The sequence below is a fragment of the Rhodococcus jostii RHA1 genome (assembly GCF_000014565.1).
GTDB lineage: Bacteria > Actinomycetota > Actinomycetes > Mycobacteriales > Mycobacteriaceae > Rhodococcus_F > Rhodococcus_F jostii_A.
Genome location: NC_008268.1, coordinates 1,567,176 through 1,588,296, shown reverse-complemented (window position 1 = coordinate 1,588,296; position 21,121 = coordinate 1,567,176). Strand labels below are relative to the sequence as shown.

The 21,121-nt window shown below is 68.9% G+C and carries 17 protein-coding genes and 1 tRNA gene; 14 read left to right on the top strand and 4 right to left on the bottom strand.

Annotated elements, in window-relative coordinates; genetic code table 11:
- Genes RHA1_RS07300 through RHA1_RS07265 form a run of 8 tightly spaced genes read left to right on the top strand, consistent with a single transcriptional unit; the run spans position 1 to position 8,406 of the window.
- The gene (locus RHA1_RS07300; protein ID WP_011594486.1) at positions 1 to 783 is read left to right on the top strand and encodes an SDR family oxidoreductase; all 783 of its coding nucleotides are present in this window, start codon (positions 1 to 3) and stop codon (positions 781 to 783) included.
- Complete coding sequence (locus tag RHA1_RS07295; protein ID WP_011594485.1) at positions 776 to 1,810, top strand: phosphotransferase family protein; 1,035 nt, start codon at positions 776 to 778, stop codon at positions 1,808 to 1,810. The genes RHA1_RS07300 and RHA1_RS07295 overlap by 8 nt, the downstream gene beginning before the upstream one ends.
- 10 nt (positions 1,811 to 1,820) lie before the next feature.
- Positions 1,821 to 2,582 (top strand): 3-oxoacyl-ACP reductase FabG, encoded by a 762-nt coding sequence (gene fabG, locus RHA1_RS07290; protein WP_009474191.1) that lies wholly within the window; start codon positions 1,821 to 1,823, stop codon positions 2,580 to 2,582.
- A gap of 5 nt (positions 2,583 to 2,587) precedes the next feature.
- On the top strand, positions 2,588 to 3,778 hold the full coding sequence (locus RHA1_RS07285) for an acyl-CoA dehydrogenase family protein (RefSeq protein WP_009474190.1): 1,191 nt from the start codon (positions 2,588 to 2,590) through the stop codon (positions 3,776 to 3,778).
- Positions 3,775 to 4,875, top strand: coding sequence for an acyl-CoA dehydrogenase family protein (locus tag RHA1_RS07280; RefSeq protein ID WP_011594484.1), 1,101 nt, complete (start codon positions 3,775 to 3,777; stop codon positions 4,873 to 4,875). Before RHA1_RS07285 ends, RHA1_RS07280 begins: the two co-directional genes overlap by 4 nt.
- Before the next feature lie 35 nt (positions 4,876 to 4,910).
- A complete protein-coding gene (locus RHA1_RS07275; RefSeq protein WP_009474188.1) occupies positions 4,911 to 5,894 on the top strand; it encodes an NADPH:quinone oxidoreductase family protein in 984 nt (327 codons plus the stop codon).
- An 11-nt stretch (positions 5,895 to 5,905) separates the two neighbouring features.
- Positions 5,906 to 6,694, top strand: a complete 789-nt coding sequence (locus RHA1_RS07270) for a RhlG family 3-oxoacyl-ACP reductase (RefSeq protein WP_011594483.1) — start codon at positions 5,906 to 5,908, stop codon at positions 6,692 to 6,694.
- 53 nt (positions 6,695 to 6,747) lie between these two features.
- Positions 6,748 to 8,406 carry an AMP-binding protein gene (locus tag RHA1_RS07265; RefSeq protein WP_011594482.1) on the top strand — a complete coding sequence of 553 codons (1,659 nt, stop codon included), beginning with the start codon at positions 6,748 to 6,750 and terminating at the stop codon, positions 8,404 to 8,406.
- A gap of 72 nt (positions 8,407 to 8,478) precedes the next feature.
- On the opposite strand, the gene RHA1_RS07260 is transcribed toward RHA1_RS07265, so the two are convergent.
- Together RHA1_RS07260 and RHA1_RS07255 are read right to left on the bottom strand one after the other, a co-directional pair.
- Positions 8,479 to 9,639 (bottom strand): N(5)-(carboxyethyl)ornithine synthase, encoded by a 1,161-nt coding sequence (locus RHA1_RS07260; RefSeq protein WP_009474185.1) that lies wholly within the window; start codon positions 9,637 to 9,639, stop codon positions 8,479 to 8,481.
- Positions 9,640 to 9,852: 213 nt separating this feature from the next.
- Positions 9,853 to 9,928 (bottom strand) — tRNA-Arg (locus RHA1_RS07255).
- 166 nt (positions 9,929 to 10,094) lie between these two features.
- Here RHA1_RS07255 and RHA1_RS07250 point away from each other — a divergent pair.
- Complete coding sequence (locus RHA1_RS07250; protein WP_050787259.1) at positions 10,095 to 12,497, top strand: phosphoketolase family protein; 2,403 nt, start codon at positions 10,095 to 10,097, stop codon at positions 12,495 to 12,497.
- Positions 12,498 to 12,506: 9 nt separating this feature from the next.
- Here the strand turns inward: RHA1_RS07250 and RHA1_RS07245 are convergent, their stop codons facing one another.
- Positions 12,507 to 13,217 carry a DUF305 domain-containing protein gene (locus tag RHA1_RS07245; protein WP_050787258.1) on the bottom strand — a complete coding sequence of 237 codons (711 nt, stop codon included), beginning with the start codon at positions 13,215 to 13,217 and terminating at the stop codon, positions 12,507 to 12,509.
- Positions 13,210 to 14,130, bottom strand: a complete 921-nt coding sequence (locus RHA1_RS07240) for a thioredoxin-like domain-containing protein (RefSeq protein WP_009474182.1) — start codon at positions 14,128 to 14,130, stop codon at positions 13,210 to 13,212. The genes RHA1_RS07245 and RHA1_RS07240 overlap by 8 nt, the downstream gene beginning before the upstream one ends.
- Positions 14,131 to 14,348: 218 nt before the next feature.
- Here RHA1_RS07240 and argS point away from each other — a divergent pair, with 218 nt between their 5' ends.
- Genes argS through thrB form a run of 5 tightly spaced genes read left to right on the top strand, consistent with a single transcriptional unit; the run spans position 14,349 to position 20,797 of the window.
- Complete coding sequence (gene argS / locus RHA1_RS07235) at positions 14,349 to 16,001, top strand: arginine--tRNA ligase (protein ID WP_009474181.1); 1,653 nt, start codon at positions 14,349 to 14,351, stop codon at positions 15,999 to 16,001.
- Positions 15,998 to 17,419 carry a diaminopimelate decarboxylase gene (gene lysA, locus RHA1_RS07230; protein ID WP_009474180.1) on the top strand — a complete coding sequence of 474 codons (1,422 nt, stop codon included), beginning with the start codon at positions 15,998 to 16,000 and terminating at the stop codon, positions 17,417 to 17,419. Before argS ends, lysA begins: the two co-directional genes overlap by 4 nt.
- Positions 17,416 to 18,729 carry a homoserine dehydrogenase gene (locus RHA1_RS07225; protein WP_009474179.1) on the top strand — a complete coding sequence of 438 codons (1,314 nt, stop codon included), beginning with the start codon at positions 17,416 to 17,418 and terminating at the stop codon, positions 18,727 to 18,729. Before lysA ends, RHA1_RS07225 begins: the two co-directional genes overlap by 4 nt.
- Positions 18,726 to 19,808 carry a threonine synthase gene (gene thrC, locus RHA1_RS07220; RefSeq protein ID WP_011594478.1) on the top strand — a complete coding sequence of 361 codons (1,083 nt, stop codon included), beginning with the start codon at positions 18,726 to 18,728 and terminating at the stop codon, positions 19,806 to 19,808. Before RHA1_RS07225 ends, thrC begins: the two co-directional genes overlap by 4 nt.
- Positions 19,809 to 19,852: 44 nt before the next feature.
- Positions 19,853 to 20,797, top strand: coding sequence for a homoserine kinase (gene thrB / locus RHA1_RS07215; protein ID WP_029539442.1), 945 nt, complete (start codon positions 19,853 to 19,855; stop codon positions 20,795 to 20,797).
- Positions 20,798 to 21,121: the final 324 nt, after the last annotated feature.

The following is a 21,121-nucleotide window of genomic DNA, read 5'->3' as shown; positions in this document are numbered from 1 at the left end:
ATGGCCGGACTCGACCTCACCGGACGCACCGCGATCGTCACCGGCGCCTCGCGGGGCATCGGCCTGGCCGTCGCCAAGGCCATCGCGGCCGCGGGCGGCAACGTGGTGCTCACCTCACGGTCCCAGGAATCGGCCGACGCCGCCGCGGCCCAGGTCGGGGGCACCGCGATCGGAATTGCTGCCCACGCCGTCGACGAAGAGGCCGCCCGGCGCTGCGTCGACGTCACCCTCGAACGCTTCGGCAGCCTGGACATCCTGGTCAACAATGCGGGAACGAACCCTTCGTTCGGGCCGGTCATCGACCAGGACCACGCGCGATTCGCCAAGACCTTCGACGTGAACCTGTGGGCGCCGGTGCTGTGGACCGGGCTCGTCACGAAGGCGTGGATGGGCGAGCACGGCGGCGCCGTGGTCAACACCGCCTCCATCGGCGGCATGGCCTTCGAGGCGAACATCGGCCTGTACAACGCGTCCAAGGCCGCGCTGATTCACGTCACCAAGCAACTGGCACTGGAACTCTCACCGAAGGTGCGGGTCAACGCCGTCGCCCCGGGTGTGGTGCGGACCAAGCTGGCCGAGGCGCTGTGGAAGGAACACGAGCAGGCCGTGTCGGCGTCCACGGCCCTGGGACGGATCGGTGAACCCGAGGACATCGCGTCCGCGGTCGCGTTCCTCGTCTCCGATGCCGCGAGCTGGATCACCGGCGAAACCATGGTGATCGACGGCGGTCAACTGCTCGGCGACGCCCTCCCGTTCCGGCAGGGGGCCCAACTCGGTGTCTAGCGTGGACGTCGTCGGCATCGACATCGAGGCCGTGAGCCGCTGGTTCGGCACGCTCGGCATCGACAGTGCCGGACCGCTGACCTTCGACCGGATCGGACTCGGACAGTCCAACCTCACCTACCTCGTCCGGGACGAGGCGGGTGGCAGATGGGTGCTCCGGCGCCCGCCCCTCGGACACCTGCTGGCGTCGGCCCACGACGTCGCACGGGAGGCGCGGATCCTCTCCGCCCTCGAGGACACCGCGGTGCCCACCCCGCGGGTATTCGGGCTCACCGACGACCCGGAGGTGACCGAGGTACCGCTGCTGCTGATGGAGTTCGTCGACGGACAGGTCGTCGATCGCATGTCGATCGCGGAGTCCCTGACGCCGGAACGTCGCCGGGCGATCGGTCTGTCGCTGCCGCGGACGCTGGCGAAGATCCACGCGGTGGACCTCGACCGGACCGGGTTGACCGACCTGGCCAGCCACAAGCCGTATGCGCAGCGTCAGCTCAAGCGGTGGTCGGGTCAGTGGGAGAAGTCGAAGACCCGCGAGCTGCCCGCCCTCGACGACCTGACACGGCGGCTCGCCGCCTCGGTACCGGAGCAGCGGGAACTGACACTGGTGCACGGCGACTTCCACCTGCGCAACGTCATCACCTCGCACCAGACCGGGGAGGTGACCGCGGCCCTGGACTGGGAGTTGTGCACCCTCGGCGACCCGCTCGCCGACGTCGGCAGCCTGCTCGCGTACTGGCCGGAGCCGGGCGAGACCACCGGCGGCGACTTCCCCGCGTCCACCCTCGACGGTTTCCCGGACCGGGTGGAGATCGCCGGGGTGTACCTCGACGAGACCGGCCGCGACCCGGAGGCCCTGGCGTTCTGGCACGTCCTCGGCCTCTGGAAGGTCGCGGTCATCGCCGAGGGCGTCATGCGCCGCGCGCGGGACGAACCGCAGAACAAGGCGGCCGCGGGCACCCCGACCGTCGAGCGTATCGACGACCTCGTGGCCAAGGCGTGCGACATCGCCGCCCGGGCCGGAATCTGATCACACGACGATGGAGAACTTCATGAAGCGAACGGCAATCGTCACCGGCGCAGCACGGGGCATCGGTGCCGCGGTGGCGAAGAAACTGGCGAGCGACGGGTACGCGGTGGCCGTGCTCGACCTCGACGAGTCCGCCTGCGCGGCAACCGTCGACGCCATCGAGTCCACCGGAGGCCGGGCACTCGCCGTGGGCGCGAACGTCGCCGACGAGGCGTCGGTCGCCGCGGCAGTCGAGCGGGTGGCGACCGAACTCGGTGCCCCGACGATCCTGATCAACAACGCCGGGATCACCCGCGACAACCTGCTGTTCAAGATGACCGTCGACGACTGGGACGCCGTGATGAACGTGCACCTGCGCGGTGCGTTCCTGATGTCGCGGGCCGTGCAGCAGCACATGGTCGACGCCGGGTTCGGCCGCATCGTCAACCTCTCGAGCACGTCCGCACTCGGTAACCGCGGGCAGGTCAACTACTCCGCCGCCAAGGCGGGCATGCAGGGCTTCACCAAGACCCTCGCCATCGAACTGGGCAAGTTCGGGGTCACCGCCAACGCGATCGCGCCCGGCTTCATCGAGACCGAGATGACCGCCGCCACCGCCGAACGGGTGGGTGTCGGATTCGAGGACTTCAAGAAGGCGGCGGCGTCGCAGATCCCCGTCAACCGCGTCGGACAGCCCGAGGACATCGCCAACACCGCGTCGTTCCTGGCGAGTGAGGGTGCCGGATTCGTGTCCGGACAAGTGATCTACGTGGCCGGCGGACCGAAGGACTGAGGAACATGACCACTGACGAACAGGCGATCGCACGCGACCTCAGCGGCCGCGTCGCGACCCTCGTCGAACAGAACGACCTGTCGGATCCGACCGGGTTCCTCGGAGCCCGATTCGACGCCGGCCTCGCGTGGGTCCACTTCCCGCCCGGACGCGGCGGACTCGGTCTGCCGCAGAGCTTCCAGGCACAGGTCGATGCCGAACTCGCGGCCGCCGGAGCGCCCGGCCCGGCGAAGGGCCGCAACGGGATCGGATTGGGCATGGCCGCTCCGACCATCGCCGCGTTCGGCACCGAGGAACAACAACAGAAGTACCTGCGGCCGATCTTCACCAGCGAGCACATCTACTGCCAGTTGTTCAGTGAACCGGGGGCGGGCTCCGACCTGGCCGCGGTCGCGACGCGAGCCGTCCGTGAGGGTGACGGCTGGAGGGTCAACGGGCAGAAAGTGTGGACGTCGGGGGCGCAGAACGCGCAGATGGCCATCCTTGTGGCCCGGACGGATCCGACGGTGCCCAAGCACGCCGGGCTCACGTACTTCCTGTGCGACATGAGCGATCCCGGTATCGACGTCCGGCCGTTGCGGCAGATCACCGGTGAGGCCGAGTTCAACGAAGTGTTCCTCACCGACGTCCACATTCCCGATACCGATCGGCTCGGCGACGAGGGGCAGGGCTGGCGGGTGGCCACCGCGACCCTCAACAACGAGCGCGTCGCGATCGGCGGTTCCGCGGCCGCCCGCGAGAGCGGCATGATCGGACCGGTCGCACAGGCCTGGCGAGAGCAACCCGAACTCCGCGACCCGGCGATGCACGACGAACTGCTCCGGCTGTGGGTCGAGGCGGAGGTCGCCCGGCTGACCGGGGAACGCCTGCGGCAGCAACTCGAGGCCGGGCAACCCGGCCCGGAGGGATCCGGCCTGAAGCTGGCCTTCGCCCGGCTCGCGCAGACCATCTCGGGTTTCGACATCGAACTCCACGGCGAGGCCGGGCTGCGGTACGACGACTGGACCATGCGCCGACCGGACAGGGTCGACTTCACCGGCCGTGAACCCGGCTACCGGTACCTGCGCGCGAAAGGCAACTCGATCGAGGGCGGCACGTCCGAGATCCTGCGCAACGTCATCGCAGAACGCGTTCTCGGCCTCCCGCCGGAACACCGCGTCGACAAGGACATCGCCTGGAAGGACCTGCCACGATGAGCACCGCAGATCTGCTGTACTCCGATACGGAAGACGCCCTGCGCGACTCCGTCCGCCGCCTCCTCGCCGACCGCTGCCCACCGGAACTGGTGGTCGGAGCGTACGACCGGGCACCCGCCGACTTCTCCGGAGTATGGAAATCCCTCGCCGTCGAACTCGGACTGGCCGGGCTGCTCGTTCCCGAGGACCTGGGCGGCGCCGGAGCCGGCGCACGTGAGGCCGCCGTGGTCATGGAGGAGATCGGACGTGCCGTCGCGCCCGTCCCGTACCTGTCCAGTGCCGTGCTCGCGACGGTCGCATTGCTGAAGGCGGGAGACACGCGAACGGTCGGCGCACTCGCCGACGGGACGACCACCGGTGCACTCACGGTCGGGCTCGCAACCGCACCGGGGCGGTTCACTCCGACCGTGCGCCGAGAGGGCGACACCCTGACGGGCACCGTGACCAGCGTCGTGGGCGTCTCGGAGGCCGACATCCTGATCGTGCCGGCCCTGGGTCCGGGTGGACTCGAACTGCACACGGTGCCCGCCGGCACCGCCGGTGTCACGGTCACGCCCGTGCTCGCGCTCGACATGACCCGGCCACTGTCGGATGTCGCGTTCGACGCCGCCGCATCCACCCGCATCGACGACGGCAACGCCGCGGCGGCGGTCCGTGAGGCCCTCGTCGTCGGCGCCGCACTGCTCGCCTCCGAGCAACTCGGGCTCGCGCAGTGGTGCTTCGAGACGACCCTGGCGTACGTCAAGGAGCGAACCCAGTTCGGCCGCGCCGTCGGGTCGTTCCAGGCGATCAAACACCGCCTCGCCGACCTGTGGCTCGAGGTCACCTCCGCGGCCGCCGCTGCCCGCTACGCCGCGGACACCGCCGCCCGGGGCGACGCGGACGCCGAGGTCGCGGCCACCGTCGCGCAGGCGTACTGCAGCGACGTCGCCGTCCACGCCGCCGAGGAATGCGTCCAGCTGCACGGCGGGATCGGCATGACGTGGGAATACCCCGCGCACCTGTATCTGAAGAGGGCGAAGAGCGATCAGCTCGCGTTCGGCACCGCCTACCGTCACCGCGCGCATCTCGCCGACCTGATCGACCTGCCCGCGTAACGCGAGCTCCATCACCGACAGTCAGGAAGCAATCCATGAAGGCATGGCGTGTCCACGAACTCGGCGAGCCGCGCACCGCGCTGCAACTCGAGGAGGTCCCGGACCCGACAGCAGGCCCCGGCCAGGTGCTGGTGAAGGTTCTCGCCGCACCGGCGAACTTCCCCGACGTGCTGCTGTGCCGCGGCGAATACCAGATCAAGCCACCGCTGCCGTTCACACCCGGAGTCGAGCTGTGCGGCGAGGTGCTGGAGGTCGGTGACGGCGTGACCCGCTTCGCCGTCGGCGACCGGGTGATCGGCAACCCCAACCTTCCCGGCGGCGGATTCGCTCAGCTGGCGGTGATGGACGAGGCCAACACGTTCGCCGCACCGTCCGCGCTCGACGACGCCGAGGCGTCGGCGTTGAGCATCGGCTACCAGACGAGCTGGTTCGCTCTCCACCGGCGCACCCAACTGAAGCCGGGGGAGACGCTGCTCGTCCATGCCGCCGCGGGCGGAGTGGGCAGCGCCGCAGTGCAATTGGGCAAGGCCGCGGGAGCGAAGGTGATCGGCGTCGTCGGCGGCGCCGACAAGGTCGAGTACTGCCGCCGGCTGGGGGCGGATCTGGTGATCGACCGGCACACCGACGATTTCGTTCCGCTGGTCAAGGAATTCACCGGCGGACGCGGCGCGGACGTCGTCTACGACCCGGTCGGCGGCGACGCCTACGCGAAGTCCACCAAGTGCATCGCGTTCGAAGGCCGGATCCTGATCATCGGTTTCGCCGGCGGCACCATCCCGACACCCGGCCTCAATCACGCCCTGATCAAGAACTACTCGATCATCGGACTGCACTGGGGTCTGTACAAGCAGTACAACCAGCAGGCGATCGCCGACTGCCACGCGGAACTGACCCGGCTCGCCGACTCCGGTGCGATCACGCCGCTCATCAGCGAGCGGCTCTCGCTCGCGGACGTGGCCGACGGCATCGGCCGTCTCGGTGACGGCAGCACCGTCGGCCGCCTCGTCTTCCAACCCTGAAGGGAACGCACATGGACATAGGTTCACTGTTCGACGTCGCGGGCAAGACCGTGGTGGTCACCGGAGGTTCGCGGGGTATCGGCCGGATGATCGCACAGGGATTCGTCCTCGCCGGGGCGACCGTGATCATCTCCGCCCGCAAGGCCGAGGCATGCGAGAAGGCCGCGGCCGAACTGTCCGCCGCCGGGCCGGGGACGTGTCACGCACACCCCGCCGACCTGTCCACCGAGGAGGGGATCGAGGGGCTCGTCGCGCGGGTCGCCGAGGTGTCACCCCGACTGGACGTCCTGGTGAACAATGCCGGAGCAACGTGGGGTGCGTCGGTCGACGATTTCCCCGCCGCCGGTTTCGACAAGATCTTCGACATCAACGTCAAGGGCGTGTTCATGCTCACCCAGGCGTTGCTGCCGAGTCTGCGGGCCGCGGCGACGGACGGTGACCCGGCCCGGGTGATCAACATCGGGTCGATCGACGGACTCGTGGTGTCGGGTAGCGAGAACTTCTCGTACGGGGCGAGCAAGGCCGCGGTCCACATGCTCACCCGCAAGCTCGCAGCGACGCTGGCTGCCGAGCGGATCACCGTCAATGTCATTGCCCCCGGACCGTTCCCGAGCAAGATGATGGCGTTCGTCCTCGACGACCCGGAGCGCAAGGAAGCGGTCGAGAGATCGGTCCCGCTCGGCCGGGTCGGCACACCGGAAGACGTCGCCGGCGCCGCGATCTTCCTCTCCTCGCGCGCCGGGGCCTACCTCACCGGCACCGTCGTCCCCGTCGACGGCGGGATCTCGGGAACACGCTGAACAGCACGTCAGACAGTCGGAACACGGAACGAGCGAGAGGCGGCACGGCGGCGATGAGCTGGTACGACGACAGACCCTGGATGGAACGGTACGACGAGAACACACGTTCCGTGGGGGAGATCCCCGCGCGGACAGCGCTCGACATGTTCTCGGCCGCGGTCGAATCCGCCCCGGACGGGCCGGCCATCCGGTACCTCGGCGGCACCCTCGACTACCGCGCGGTCGACGAACTCAGCGACGGTGTGGCCGCCTACCTCGCCGAGAACGGGTTCGGGAAGGGCGACCGGCTCGCCATCTACCTGCAGAACGTCCCGCAGTTCGTGCTCGCGTTGCTCGGCACGTGGAAGGCGGGCGGTGTCGTCGTCCCGCTGAACCCGATGTACCGGGACGAGCTCTCCCACATCCTCACCGACGCCGGAGTCACCGCGATCGTGTGCAGCGAGAACGCGTGGGCCGATCGGGTGGCGGAGCGGGCGTCCGCCGCGGGTGTGCGGATCGCGATGACCGCAAGCGAACTCGACATCCAGACGTCGGACGACCCACGGGTGTTCGGGGGCGTGACCCGGGTGCGCGCCCAGGGCGTGCCGGACCTGCTCGAGGTGGCGCGGGCGTGCGCGGGAGCCGACGTGCCGGATCCCGGTCTGGTCCCGGACGACGTCGCGCTCGTGTCCTACACGTCCGGAACGAGTGGAGTCCCCAAGGGAGCGACCAACACCCATCGGAATCTCACCGTCAACAGTTCCATCCTGCGCCTGTACGAGAGCAAGCCCGCCGGTTCGCCGATCTTCGCGCTCGCGCCGCTGTTCCACATCACGGGCATGGTGTGCCAGCTGCTCACCGCGATCGACCTGGCGTCGCCGCTGATCCTCGCATACCGGTTCGAGGCAGGGGTGGTGCTCGACGCCCTCGAGCGGGAGCGGCCGGTGTTCATGGTCGGCCCGTCCACCGCCTATATGGCGCTGATGGCCCACCCCGACTTCTCCGGTGAGCGCTTCGCCTCGCTGGAGGCCGTGATGTCCGGTGGCGCCCCGCTGCCCCCTGCCATCGTCGAACGGTTCCGGGAGCTGACCGGAAAGTACATCCGCAACGGCTACGGGCTCACCGAGACCAGCGCGCCCTGCGTCGTCGTCCCGCCGAACCTGGAGGCGCCGGTCGATCCGTCGTCGGGCACGCTGGCGATCGGCCTGCCCCTTCCCTCCGCCGTGATCCGGATCGTGGGGGAGGACGGGCAGGATCTCGACCCACTCGAGGTCGGGGAGATCGCCGTCGACGGGCCGATGGTCGTGCCCGCGTACTGGAACAAACCCGACGCCACGGCGCAGTCGCTGCCCGGCGGCCGGCTGCTCACCGGCGACGTGGGATTCATGGACGCCCAGGGCTGGGTGTACGTCGTCGACCGCAAGAAGGACATGATCAACGCGTCCGGGTTCAAGGTCTGGCCCCGCGAGGTCGAGGACGTCCTCTACCGGCATCCCGCGGTCCGGGAGGCCGCCGTCGTCGGGGAGCCGGACAGCTACCGCGGCGAGACCGTCGCCGCGTTCGTCAGCCTCCGCCCCGGGCAGACGGCCGAGACGGACGACCTCGTCGAGTACTGCCGGGAGCGGCTGGCGAGCTACAAGGCCCCGAGGCGCGTCGAAATCGTCGACGAACTACCCAAGACGGCCAGCGGAAAGATCCTCCGACGCGAAATGCGCCGCAGCACCCCGGCCTGAACCCGCCGCCATCCCGGACGAACGGGACGCTCGTTGCGTCAGATCGAACGAGCGTCCCGTTCGTCCAGTCGATCAGGCGACGACCGGGTGCGGGTAGTCCGCCGCGCGGTGCTGGAACGACAGGATGCGGGGGTTCTGCACGACTCCGTCACGGATCTCGACGGCCCGCCGGATCGTGTCGCTGCGGTCCCAGGCGGCGGGTCCGTCGAGGACCGTCCCCAGATGGGGGAGCAGGGCCTCGCTGATCTCCCAGGTCGCCGAATTCCACAGGTAGGACGGGCTGTGGTCGACCGCGTAGTAGCGGACGTTCTCACTGATCATGAACGTCGGATCGGCGAACGACGTCGGCCGGGCCCAGCTGAAGCCCATTCCCTGGTCGCAGGACACGTCGACGACGAGGCTGCCGGGCAGGAGGGTCTCGATGTCCGAGTCGATCAGGAACGTCAGCGGCGATTCCGTGTCCTGCAGGACGCAGTTGACGATGATGTCGTGCCGGGCGAGGAACCCGGCGAGCGGCATCCGGCCCTCGTCCGTGGTGACGTGGCTGCGGCGCGGATCGGCGTCGTCGTGATCGAACTGCACGATCTCAGCCGAGTGGATCGGCGAGCTCACGGCGGTGACCCCGCGTTGCGTGACGACGTGGACGTCGTGGATGCCCAAGGCGTTCAACGCGGTGACGGCGCCGCGAGCGGTGGCACCGAAGCCGAGCACCACGGCGCGCAGGCGGCGGCCGTAGTCGCCGGTCGAACCCGCGATCGACAGGGCGTGCAGCACCGAGCTGTATCCGGCAAGTTCGTTGTTCTTGTGGAAGACATGGAGCTGGAACGACCCCTCGACGCTCCAGTGGTTCATGGCCTCGAACGCGATCAACGTGAGGTGGCGATCGACGGCCACCTGGGTGAGCTCCGTGTCCTGGACGCAGTGCGGCCACCCCCACAGGATCTGGCCGTCGCGCAGGTCCGCCAGATCCTTCGCGAGAGGTTTGGGCAGCAGGAGGACGTCGGAGTGCTCGATCAGCTGCTCCCGGGTGCGCAGCCCGCCCACCGAGCGGGCCAGCTGCTCGTCGGAGACACCGAAGGGCTCGCCGTAGCCGTACTCGAGGTGGATGCGGCCACGGAGGTCGGGGTCGATCCGGTCGAAGTGGAGCGGATGGATCGGGAGCCGGCGTTCGTCGGGCTTACTCGAACGCGCGACGACGCCGAGGGTGAGTGGATGAGAGCGGTGTTGCTGCACAGGGGTGTCCCTTGGTCGACACTGCCGGAGAGAGTCTTCGGCAGAGAGTTCTTACCGCGGAACCCGCAATGGAGGAGGCCAGCGTTCGATCGGTGGGCGCGCGGCATCTGCCGGCGCGGCTGCAGCTCTCGACAAAGCCCGAGGAGATCACTCGGGGAAGACTGGTAGCACCAGAGAGAAAGACTGCGCCGCGACAGGCGACCCAGTTTCTCGTGGTGCCCCCGGCAGGATTCGAACCTGCGACCTTTCGCTCCGGAGGCGAACGCTCTATCCCCTGAGCTACGGGGGCGCACCGGAAAACCGGTGTGCCGATTGGGCTGGCCAATCGTAGCGCATGGGTAGTGGGATCGACCAAATCGGTCCCCCTACTTCGTGGACTCGCCCCGGTAGCGGCCCGGACACGCCTAGTGTCGGGAGGACGTGGACGCTCGCGAACTCCCGGGGAGGCGTCGAGAATGACCGATGGACCGCAGTTGGGGTCGCAGGACCCCGACGGGCACTATTCCGATTCCGACCTCGAGCTGGACCTGCGGTGGTGGGCGGCGGCCAACTATCTGACGGTCGCGCAGATCTACCTGCAGGACAACGCGCTTCTGCGTGAGCCGCTGCGCCCGGAACACATCAAACCCCGGCTGCTCGGGCACTGGGGGACGAGCCCGGGTCTGTCGATGATCTACGCCCTGCTGAACCGTCTCATCCGCCGGACCGACACCGATTGTCTCTACGTGACGGGTCCCGGACACGGTGGTCCGGCGCTCGTCGCCGCCACGTACCTGGAGGGGACGTACTCGGAGGTGTATCCGGGTGTGTCCCGCGACGCAGCGGGTATCCACCGGCTCTGCCGGCAGTTCTCGACCCCGGGTGGCATCCCGAGTCACGTCAGTGTGCAGACACCGGGCAGCATCCACGAGGGCGGCGAGCTCGGCTACGCCCTCGCGCATGCCGCCGGGGCGGCGTTCGATCACCCGAATCTGTTGGTGGCGTGCGTGATCGGAGACGGCGAGGCAGAGACGGGACCGCTGTCCGGTTCGTGGAAACTCCCCGCCTTCCTCAATCCGGAACGCGACGGTGCGGTGTTGCCGATCCTGCACGTCAACGGAGCGAAGATCGCCGGGCCCACCGTCTACGGCCGCAGCAGCGACGCGGACATCGAGGCATTCCTCGGCGGTCAGGGGTGGGCGCCGACCGTCGTCTCCGGCGACGACCCGCGGCAGGTCTTCCCGGCGCTGCATCGCGCACTCACCGACGCGCACACCGCGATCTCCGACCTTCAGCGGGAGGCGCGGGCCGGCAGGCGCAGCGCCGCCAAGTGGCCGGCGATCGTGCTGCGCACTCCGAAGGGCTGGACCGGGCCGCGGACCGTCGACGGCGTGCTCGTCGAGGGCACGCACCGGGCCCATCAGGTTCCGCTGTCGGGGGTGCGGACCGACGAGGCGCACCTGCGTCAGCTCGAGGAGTGGATGCGGTCGTACCGCCCGGACGCACTGTTCGACTCGTCCGGCGCACTCTTTGCGGACCTCGAGCGGCTGGCGCCGCAGGGCGACAAGCGGATGGGTTCGTCGCCGTACGCGAACGGCGGCCGCCTGCGTGCGGATCTTCCCGTGCCGCCGCTGGAGAAGTACGCGCTTGCGATCGAGAAACCCGGCACCACCCACCACGAGACCACCCGGGTGCTCGGGGAACTGCTCCGCGACCTGTACGCCGCCACCACCACGCCCGACGGCGGCGGCTACTTCCGGCTGTTCTGCCCGGACGAAACGTCCAGCAACCGGTTGGGCGCCGTGTTCGAGGTGACCGACCGCTGCTGGCAGCTGCCGGTCACCGACCACGACGACGGGCTGTCGGCCCGCGGCCGGGTGATGGAGGTGCTCAGCGAGCACCTCTGCGAGGGATGGCTCGAGGGGTATCTGCTGTCGGGGCGGCACGGGCTGTTCGCCAGCTACGAGGCGTTCGCGATGGTGAGCGTGTCGATGCTCATCCAGCACACGAAGTGGTTGCAGCATGCGGTGGATCTGCCGTGGCGGGCGCCGGTGGCGTCGCTGAACGTCCTGCTGACCAGCACCTGCTGGCGCAACGACCACAACGGGTTCAGTCATCAAGGGCCGGGCATGATCGACGCCGTCATCCCGCTCGCACCGGACGTCGTCCGGATCTGGCTGCCACCGGACTCGAACACTCTGCTGTCCATCTCCGACCACTGCCTCCGCAGCACCGACCACGTCAACCTCATCGTCGTCGACAAGCAGCCGCACCTGCAGTACCTGACCCTCGCGGAGGCGCACGCACACTGCGCGGCCGGGGCGTCGGTGTGGGCGTGGGCGGGGACGGAAGCCGCGGCGGGCGCCGACCTGGACGTCGTGCTCGCGGCCGCCGGGGACGTTCCGACCCAGGAGATCCTGGCGGCGGCGCAGTTGCTGCGCGAGCACACGCCGGAACTGGTCACCCGGGTGGTCAACGTCGTCGACCTGATGGGGTTGCTCACACCCACGGAACATCCGCACGGATTCGACGCGCGCATGTTCCTGGACCTGTTCACCGCGGACACGGACGTGGTGTTCGCGTTCCACGGGTACTCGCGCGCCGTCCACGAGCTGATCCACGGGCGTCCCACCCCGGACCGTTTCCACGTTCGCGGCTTCAGCGAACAGGGCACCACGACCACCCCGTTCGACATGGTCGTGCTCAACCGTATGAGCCGCTATCACCTGGTCCTCGAGGCGCTGCGACGCACGCGGAGGGAACCGTCCGGTGCCGGGGAACTGGCCGACTTCTGCCTCCGGCAACTCGAACGGCACGGCGAATACGTCGTCGCGCACCTCGAGGACATGCCCGAGGTGCGCGACTGGACGTGGTCGTGAAGCCGGAGGTCAGTTCATCGGGAGGGGAGCGGCGCCCTTCGCGGTGAGCATGGTCGTCATCACCGTCGATTCGCTCTGCTGCGTGTCCACCATCGTCTGCGCGAGAGAGCGCACCGCGTCCTCCGACGCGTGCTGGGCCGCGTACTCCATCATCGGGAGCCCGCCCTGGTGGTGGCGCAGCATCAGCTGCAGGTACAGGACGTCGACAGCCGGTCCGGTGGCCTGACGCAGCGCGGCCATGTCCTCCGAGGACGCCATGCCCGGCATCTTCGACATCGAACCCATGTGCCCGCTGTCGGCGGCCCCGTGGTCGTGACCGTCGGAGTGCTCGGATTCCATCCAGCCCATGTAACCGCCGGACGGCAGCGCCGGCTGATCCCACAACGCGAGCCAGCCCTGCATCTGCCCGAGCTGATTCTGCTGCGTGGTGAGAATGTCGTACGCGAGGCCGCGCACCGCCGGGTCGGTGGCGCCCGGCAGCGCGATCGCCGACATCTCCACCGCCTGGCTGTGGTGCACGCTCATGTCCTGCGCGAATCCGACATCGACGGAACCTGCCTCGGGGACCGGGGCGCCGGTGTCCTCGAGCGGAAGCCGGGCGAGGAACCCGAGCGCGAATCCGAGCGCGATGGCGCCGATCAACCCGATGACCAGCAGCGCTGTTCGCTGACTGGGCCGGGACGGGGCTGGATCGTCTGCGGGTTCGGCAGGACTAGCCATTGCCACCCTCGGCCGGCGCCTGCTGCAGATCGGACGGCAGCTGCAGGTCGCTCGGGAGCTGCATGCCGCTGGGCAGCTGCGCTCCCGCACCACCGGATTCCGACTGGTCGGGGCTGATGCCGCCACCGTCCATCGGGACCGCGTCCGCGCCGGGTGTGCTCGGGTCGAACGGCGGCGGGTTGTCCGGGTCGAAACCGGAGCCCGGGATGGACGAGCAGCTCGCACCGACCTCCGGGTAGGTGTTCTTGTTGATCCGCAACGCGGTGATGAACTGGTCGATGCGCTCGTCGTCGACGCTGTCCAGCTTCAGCTGGTGGCCCCACGACTGCAGCGAGACCGGGCTGTCGAGGCCCGGGTACGGCGAGAGCAGCGTGTACGTCTCGCCGTCCACCTTGTCCTTCAGCGTCTCGACCTGGTCGGCGGACAGCTCGTCCGGGTTGTAGGCGATCCACACGGCGCCGTGCTCGAGCGAGTGCACGGCGTTCTCGGTGCGGATCGCGTTCGGGTAGACCGTGCCGGTGCACGTCGCCCAGATTGCGTCGTGGGGGCCGCCGAACGGGGGCGACTGGTCGTACGCGACGCGCTGCGTCGGCTGGATGTGGATGCCGGCCGGGTAGTCGACCTTGACGACGCCGTCGATGTTGACCGACGGGTCGGGATTTTCGGCGCTCGGCGCGTACTTCGCGGCCTCTTCCTTGGCCTGGTACTTGGGGACCAGGTTGATCGCGAGGACCGCCACGAGTGCGAGAACGGCAGCTCCGGCGCCGATCGTCAGCCAGGGGATGCTCCGCGGAGCGGACGCGCCACCCTTGACTTTCGCGCCGCCGCTCTTCTTCTTGGCGGCCTTGATGGCCTTCGCCGACTTCGCGCCCGAGTTCTTATCGGGACCGCGACTTTCCGAACCGCTTGGCATCGATTGTGATCTTTCGGTGTGAGGGTTACGGGCGCTCGACCCCCGGCAACCGGAAGCTGAGGGCCGGGACTCAGGGCGACACCACTGTACTTTCCCACCCTGAGCGCAACCTGGGAGAGTGGCCGCGGCCACGCTCGCCGGCGGTCGCCGGGCCCGCGACGGGACTCGCGGCAAGGCGGATCACCGCCCGGGACACGTTGGCCATAGGATAGATACCTGTGACTCCAGCTGACCTTGCCGAACTGCTCCGCGGAACCGCCGCGAAAGTGCTCGACGAACGCGGACTCGACGTGTCCGTGCTTCCCGAAACTCTCACGGTCGAGCGTCCGCGCAATCCCGAGCACGGCGATTACGCCACCAACGTCGCGATGCAGGTGGCCAAGAAGGTCGGTACCAACCCGCGTGAGCTGGCCGGCTGGCTCGCCGAGGCGCTGACCGCGGCCGAGGGCATCGACAGCGCCGACATCGCAGGCCCGGGCTTCCTCAACATCCGCCTGGCCGCCGACGCGCAGGGCGCGATCGTCGCGAAGATCCTCGACGAGGGCGCCGCCTTCGGGTCCGGCCACACGCTCGACGGCAAGCGGATCAACCTCGAGTTCGTCTCCGCCAACCCGACCGGGCCCATCCACCTCGGTGGAACGCGCTGGGCCGCGGTGGGCGACGCGCTGGGCCGGATCCTGTCCACCCAGGGCGCGGCGGTCACCCGCGAGTACTACTTCAACGACCACGGCGCCCAGATCGACCGGTTCTCCCGCTCGCTGATCGCGGCCGCCAAGGGCGAACCCGCCCCCGAGGACGGTTACGCGGGCGCGTACATCGCCGACATCGCCGCCCAGGTGCAGTCCCAGCGCCCCGACGTGCTGGAACTGCCCGCGGGCGAGCAGCAGGAAGTGTTCCGCGCCATCGGCGTCGACCTGATGTTCGCCCACATCAAGCGCACCCTGCACGAGTTCGGTGTCGACTTCGACGTCTACTTCCACGAGAACTCGCTGTTCGAGTCCGGTGCGGTGGAGAAGGCCGTCGAGACGCTCAAGGACTCCGGCAACCTCTTCCAGGAGGACGGCGCCTGGTGGCTCAAGAGCACCGACTTCGGCGACGACAAGGACCGTGTCGTCATCAAGAGCGACGGCAACGCGGCGTACATCGCCGGTGACATCGCCTACTTCCAGGACAAGCGCTCCCGCGGCTTCGACCTGTGCATCTACATGCTCGGTGCCGACCACCACGGGTACATCGGCCGGCTCAAGGCGGCCGCGGCCGCGTTCGGCGACGACCCCGACACCGTCGAGGTGCTGATCGGCCAGATGGTGAACCTCGTCCGCGACGGTGTCGCCGTGAAGATGAGCAAGCGCGCCGGGACGGTCATCACCCTCGACGACCTGGTCGAGGCGATCGGCGTCGACGCGTCGCGGTACGCGATGATCCGGTCGTCGGTGGATTCGAGCATCGACATCGACCTCGAACTGTGGACGAGCACCGGCAACGAGAATCCGGTGTACTACGTGCAATACGCACATGCCCGCCTGTCGGCCATCGCCCGCAACGCCGCCGACCTCGGTATCGCCGTCGCGGATCCCGACTTCTCGCTGCTCGTCTCGGAGCAGGAGGGTGATCTGATCCGCACCCTCGGCGAGTACCCGCGCGTCGTCACCAGTGCCGCGAATCTGCGTGAGCCGCACCGCATTGCGCGGTATCTCGAGGAGCTGGCCGGTGCCTACCACCGGTTCTACGGCGCCTGCCGGATCCTGCCCCAGGGCGACGAGGAGGTCGGCCCGCTGCACATCGCGCGACTGGCGCTGTGCGACGCGTCCCGGCAGGTCCTGTCCAACGGGCTCGCCCTGCTCGGCGTCAGCGCACCGGAGCAGATGTGAACGCGCACCCCGCAGGTCCCAAGCACGCCGAACAGCTGCACGCACCCGGTCTGCCCGAACGTCCCGCCGACGCGGCTGCGTTCGCCGCACTCTCGCCCGAGGTGTGGCCTCGCAACGCCCACCGCGGCGCGGACGGGGTCGTGAGCCTGGCAGGCATCCCGGTCACCGAACTGGCCGAGAAGTACGGCACCCCACTATTCGTCGTCGACGAGGACGATTTCCGGTCCCGCTGCCGCGACATGGCCCGTGCGTTCGGGCCCACCGCCAAGGTGCACTACGCGTCCAAGGCGTTCCTGTGCGGCGAGATCGCCCGCTGGGTCGCCGACGAGGGCCTGTCCCTGGACGTCGCGTCGGGCGGCGAACTGGCGGTCGCCCTGCACGCCGGATTCCCGGCTGAGCGAATTGCCATGCACGGCAACAACAAATCGGTCGCCGAGCTGAACGCCGCCGTGTCGGCCCGGGTCGGGCACATCGTGCTCGACTCCGCCACGGAGATCGACCGCCTCGACAAGGTGGCCGCCGAAGCCGGTGTGGTGCAGGACGTTCTGATCCGCGTGACGGTCGGAGTCGAGGCGCACACCCACGAGTTCATCTCCACGGCCCACGAGGACCAGAAGTTCGGGTTCTCGCTCGCGGGCGGAAAGGCGATCGACGCGGTCCGCCGGGTCTTCGCCGCCGGCAACCTGCGGCTGGTAGGTCTCCACAGCCACATCGGTTCGCAGATCTTCGATGTCGACGGATTCGAGTTGGCCGCGCACCGTGTGATCGGGCTGCTGCGGGACGTCGTCGCGGAGTTCGGTGTGGAGAAGACCGCCCAGATCTCGATCATCGACCTCGGTGGTGGCATGGGAATCTCGTACGTCCCCTCCGACGACCCGCCGCCGGTCGATCAGCTCGCCGCCAAACTCGGCGACATCGTGCGCAACGAGTCGGCGCTCGCCGGTCTGCCCGAGCCGACGCTGGCCGTCGAACCCGGACGCGCGATCGCCGGACCCGGCACGGTGACGCTGTACGAGGTCGGCACCATCAAGGACGTCACCGTCGGCGCCAACCTCACCCGCCGGTACGTCAGCGTCGACGGCGGAATGAGCGACAACATCCGTACCGCGCTGTACCAGGCGGAGTACGAGGCCAAACTGGTCTCGCGGGTCAGCGACGCGGCGCCGGTGGTGTCCCGTGTCGTCGGCAAGCACTGCGAGTCCGGTGACGTCGTGATCCGCGACACCTGGATGCCCGAGGACATCGACGCCGGCGATTTGCTCGCCGTCGCGGCCACCGGTGCATACTGCTATTCGATGTCGAGCAGGTACAACCTGCTCGCCCGCCCTGCCGTGGTGGCGGTGCGCGACGGACAGTCGCGCGTGATCCTCCGGAGGGAAACCGTGGAAGACCTGCTGAGCTTGGAGGTACAGGAGTGACGAGCGAATCGGCGCATCGCGCTATCGGTGTGGCCGTCCTCGGCCTCGGCAACGTCGGGAGCGAGGTGGTGCGCATCCTGCGGGAGCACAGCGAAGACCTCGAGGCTCGCGTCGGTGCCCCGCTGGAACTGCGTGGAGTGGCCGTGCGCCGCCCCGGCAAGGACCGCGGAATTCCCGAGGAGTTGCAGACCACCGACGCGGAGTCCCTCGTGGCCCGCGACGACGTCGACATCGTCGTCGAGGTGATCGGCGGCATGGACCTGCCCCGCAAGCTGATCCTCTCGGCGCTCAATTCCGGCAAGTCCGTCGTCACCGCCAACAAGGCGCTGCTCGCCGATCACACCGGTGAACTGGCCGAGGCGGCGGAACTGCACAACGTCGACCTCTACTTCGAGGCCGCCGTGGCCGGTGCGATCCCCGTGATCCGCCCGCTCATCCAGTCCCTCGCCGGTGACCGGGTGAACAAGGTCGCCGGAATCGTGAACGGAACCACCAACTTCATCCTGTCGGCGATGGACGAGACCGGCGCGGACTACGCCGCGACCCTCGCCGAGGCCGGACGTCTGGGTTACGCCGAGGCCGACCCGACCGCCGACGTGGAGGGTTACGACGCCGCGGCCAAGGCGGCCATCCTCGCGTCGATCGCGTTCCACACCCGGGTCACCGCCGCCGACGTGTACCGCGAGGGGATCTCCAAGATCACCGCGGCCGACCTGACGTCGGCTCGCGCACTCGACTGCACGATCAAGCTGCTGTCCATCTGCGAGCGGATCGCCACCCCCGAGGGCAAGGAGCGGATTTCCGCGCGGGTCTACCCGGCGCTCGTGCCGCTGGAACATCCGCTGGCCTCGGTCAACGGTGCGTTCAACGCCGTCGTCGTCGAGGCGGAGAACGCCGGGCGCCTCATGTTCTACGGCCAGGGCGCAGGCGGCGCCCCCACCGCGTCGGCCGTGATGGGCGACCTGGTGATGGCCGCGCGCAACAAGGTGAACGGCGGCCGCGGCCCCCGCGAGTCCAAGTACGCCAAGCTGAAGATCGCGCCGATCGGCGACATCCCCACGCGGTACTACGTCAACATGCAGGTGACGGACAAGGCCGGGGTCCTGTCGGCGGTCGCTGCCGAATTCTCGCAGCACGGCGTCAGCATCTCCACCGTGCGGCAGGAAGGCGCCGGCGACGGGGCCCGCCTCGTCGTCGTCACCCACGTCGCGACGGATTCTGCTCTGTCGGAAACCGTTGAGGCACTGAGCAAACTCGAATTCGTCACCGCTGTGACCAGCGTGCTGCGACTGGAAGGCACCGAACAATGACCGGCACCCGTAACCCCGTTCACACCCCCTGGCCGGGGCTGATCGAGGCTTACCGCGACCGCCTCGCCATCGGACCGAACTGGAAGACGGTCACCCTGCGCGAGGGCGGCACCCCGCTGCTGCCCGCCGGGCACCTGTCGGAGCTCACCGGTTGCGACGTCTACCTGAAGGTCGAGGGGCTCAACCCGACCGGTTCGTTCAAGGACCGCGGCATGACGATGGCCGTCACCGACGCGCTGGCCCGCGGTCAGCAGGCCGTCCTGTGTGCGTCCACGGGTAACACGTCCGCTTCCGCCGCCGCGTACGCCGCGAAGGCGAAGATGACCTGCGCCGTGCTGGTGCCGCAGGGCAAGATCGCGATGGGCAAGCTCGCGCAGGCCGTCATGCACGGCGCGCGGATCATCCAGGTGCAGGGCAACTTCGACGACTGCCTCGAACTGGCCCGCAAGACCACCGCGGAGTTCCCCACGATCGGGCTCGTGAACTCGGTCAACCCGGTCCGCATCGAGGGCCAGAAGACCGCGGCATTCGAGATCTGCGACGCCCTGGGCAAGGCCCCCGACGTGCACGCGCTCCCGGTCGGCAACGCGGGCAACATCACCGCGTACTGGCGCGGGTACTCCGAGTACTACGCGGACGGACTCACCAGCGTGAAGCCCCGCATGCTCGGTGTCCAGGCCGCCGGCGCCGCACCGCTCGTCCACGGCGCACCGGTGAAGGACCCGGAGACGATCGCGACCGCGATCCGCATCGGCTCGCCCGCGTCCTGGAACGGTGCGGTCACCGCCAAGGAAGAGTCGCACGGCGCCTTCCGGGCCGCGACCGACGACGAGATCCTCGAGGCGTACCGGCTGATCGCCAGGACCGAAGGGGTGTTCGTCGAACCCGCCTCGGCCGCGAGCGTCGCGGGTCTGCTCGCCGCCCGCAAGGAGGGCTGGCTGGACTCGGGCCTGACCGTCGTGTGCACGGTCACCGGCAACGGTCTCAAGGACCCCGACACGGCGCTGGCGGGTATGCCTGATGTTCAACCGATCCCGGTCGATCCTGTCGCTGTCGCGTCTGCCCTCGAGCTGGCGTAGTGGTGGCGCCCACGCCCACCACGCCGCAGGACCACACCGCTGCCATGACACAGACCCTCCCCACGGGCCTCACCGTGACCGCCCGCGTGCCTGCGTCGAGCGCCAACCTCGGCCCGGGCTTCGACACGCTGGGCATCGCGCTCGGGCTGTACGACGAGATCACCGTGACGACCACGGGTTCGGGGCTGAAGATCCGGGTCGAGGGCGAGGGCGCCGACGACGTGCCGTGGGGTCCGTCCCATCTCGTGGTCCGGGCCATCGAACGTGGCCTGGAATCGGCGGGCGTGTGGGCCGACGGACTGGATGTGGTGTGCCGCAACGCGATACCCCATTCTCGGGGCCTGGGTTCGTCGGCCTCCGCCGTCGTCGGGGGACTGGCGGCCGCCAACGGCCTGGCGATCAAGCTCGACCCCGAACTCGGGCTGTCGCTCGATCAGCTCGTCCAGCTGTCGTCCGAATTCGAAGGGCACCCCGACAACGCGTCGGCCAGCGTGCTCGGGGGCGCCGTGGTGTCGTGGAGCTGCGCGAGCGAGCAGCCCGACGGAGCGCCCGCGGCCACCGACATCTACTCGGCCGTCGCGCTGAAGGTCCATCCCGCGATCCGCGTCGTCGCGCTGGTGCCGGGGGAGCGCTCGTCGACCGCCCACACGCGGGGTCTGTTGCCCGAGACGGTTCCCCACCGGGACGCGGCATTCAACGTCAGCCGCGGTGCCCTCGCTGTGGTGGCGCTCACAGAGCGTCCCGACCTTCTGATGGCGGCCACCGAGGACCGACTGCATCAGACGCAGCGCGCTCCGGCCCTTCCGCTCACGACGCGATGGATTGCCGTCCTCCGGAAGGCGGGTATCGCCGCCACCGTCTCAGGAGCCGGACCGACCGTCCTCGCGTTGACTACGGAGCCTTTCCCCGTGGATCTTCGGGCGCAGGCCGAGGCCGAGGGGTTGCAGGTTCTCGAACTGGACGTGGCGGACGGCGTCCGGACCAGCTGACACGCCGTAGGGGCGTGTCCTTGCCCCTACGGTCGTTCACAGCTATCCTGGGCAATGTCCGTACATCGTGCGCATCAGACGCCGGTGCTTCACCAGGGCAATTACTCCAGGTCAATCGGGGTTGACGGCTCCTGGCACGATCCTCCGCACTATCTGTCGTGTAGGGATTGCGAGTACGCGCCTGTTTCAAAGGTGATGTGATGGCGGGCAAGCCGGCAGTTCTTCACATGCAACTACGTACGGCACATCCGAATTCGGTATTCGAAACCGAATTACGGGACGAACCCTCGACTCTGCGCAGCGCGAGTGAGGGAAGGAAAGGAC

What these genes read in the sequence shown, in the direction of transcription:
- RHA1_RS07300 (WP_011594486.1), top strand. Translation starts at nt 1, where the DNA reads ATGGCCGGACTCGACCTCACCGGACGCACCGCGATCGTCACCGGCGCC.
- fabG (WP_009474191.1), top strand. Translation starts at nt 1,821, where the DNA reads ATGGAGAACTTCATGAAGCGAACGGCAATCGTCACCGGCGCAGCACGG.
- RHA1_RS07285 (WP_009474190.1), top strand. Translation starts at nt 2,588, where the DNA reads ATGACCACTGACGAACAGGCGATCGCACGCGACCTCAGCGGCCGCGTC.
- RHA1_RS07280 (WP_011594484.1), top strand. Translation starts at nt 3,775, where the DNA reads ATGAGCACCGCAGATCTGCTGTACTCCGATACGGAAGACGCCCTGCGC.
- RHA1_RS07275 (WP_009474188.1), top strand. Translation starts at nt 4,911, where the DNA reads ATGAAGGCATGGCGTGTCCACGAACTCGGCGAGCCGCGCACCGCGCTG.
- RHA1_RS07270 (WP_011594483.1), top strand. Translation starts at nt 5,906, where the DNA reads ATGGACATAGGTTCACTGTTCGACGTCGCGGGCAAGACCGTGGTGGTC.
- RHA1_RS07265 (WP_011594482.1), top strand. Translation starts at nt 6,748, where the DNA reads ATGAGCTGGTACGACGACAGACCCTGGATGGAACGGTACGACGAGAAC.
- RHA1_RS07250 (WP_050787259.1), top strand. Translation starts at nt 10,095, where the DNA reads ATGACCGATGGACCGCAGTTGGGGTCGCAGGACCCCGACGGGCACTAT.
- RHA1_RS07245 (WP_050787258.1), bottom strand. Translation starts at nt 13,217, where the DNA reads ATGGCTAGTCCTGCCGAACCCGCAGACGATCCAGCCCCGTCCCGGCCC.
- RHA1_RS07240 (WP_009474182.1), bottom strand. Translation starts at nt 14,130, where the DNA reads ATGCCAAGCGGTTCGGAAAGTCGCGGTCCCGATAAGAACTCGGGCGCG.
- thrC (WP_011594478.1), top strand. Translation starts at nt 18,726, where the DNA reads ATGACCGGCACCCGTAACCCCGTTCACACCCCCTGGCCGGGGCTGATC.
- thrB (WP_029539442.1), top strand. Translation starts at nt 19,853, where the DNA reads ATGACACAGACCCTCCCCACGGGCCTCACCGTGACCGCCCGCGTGCCT.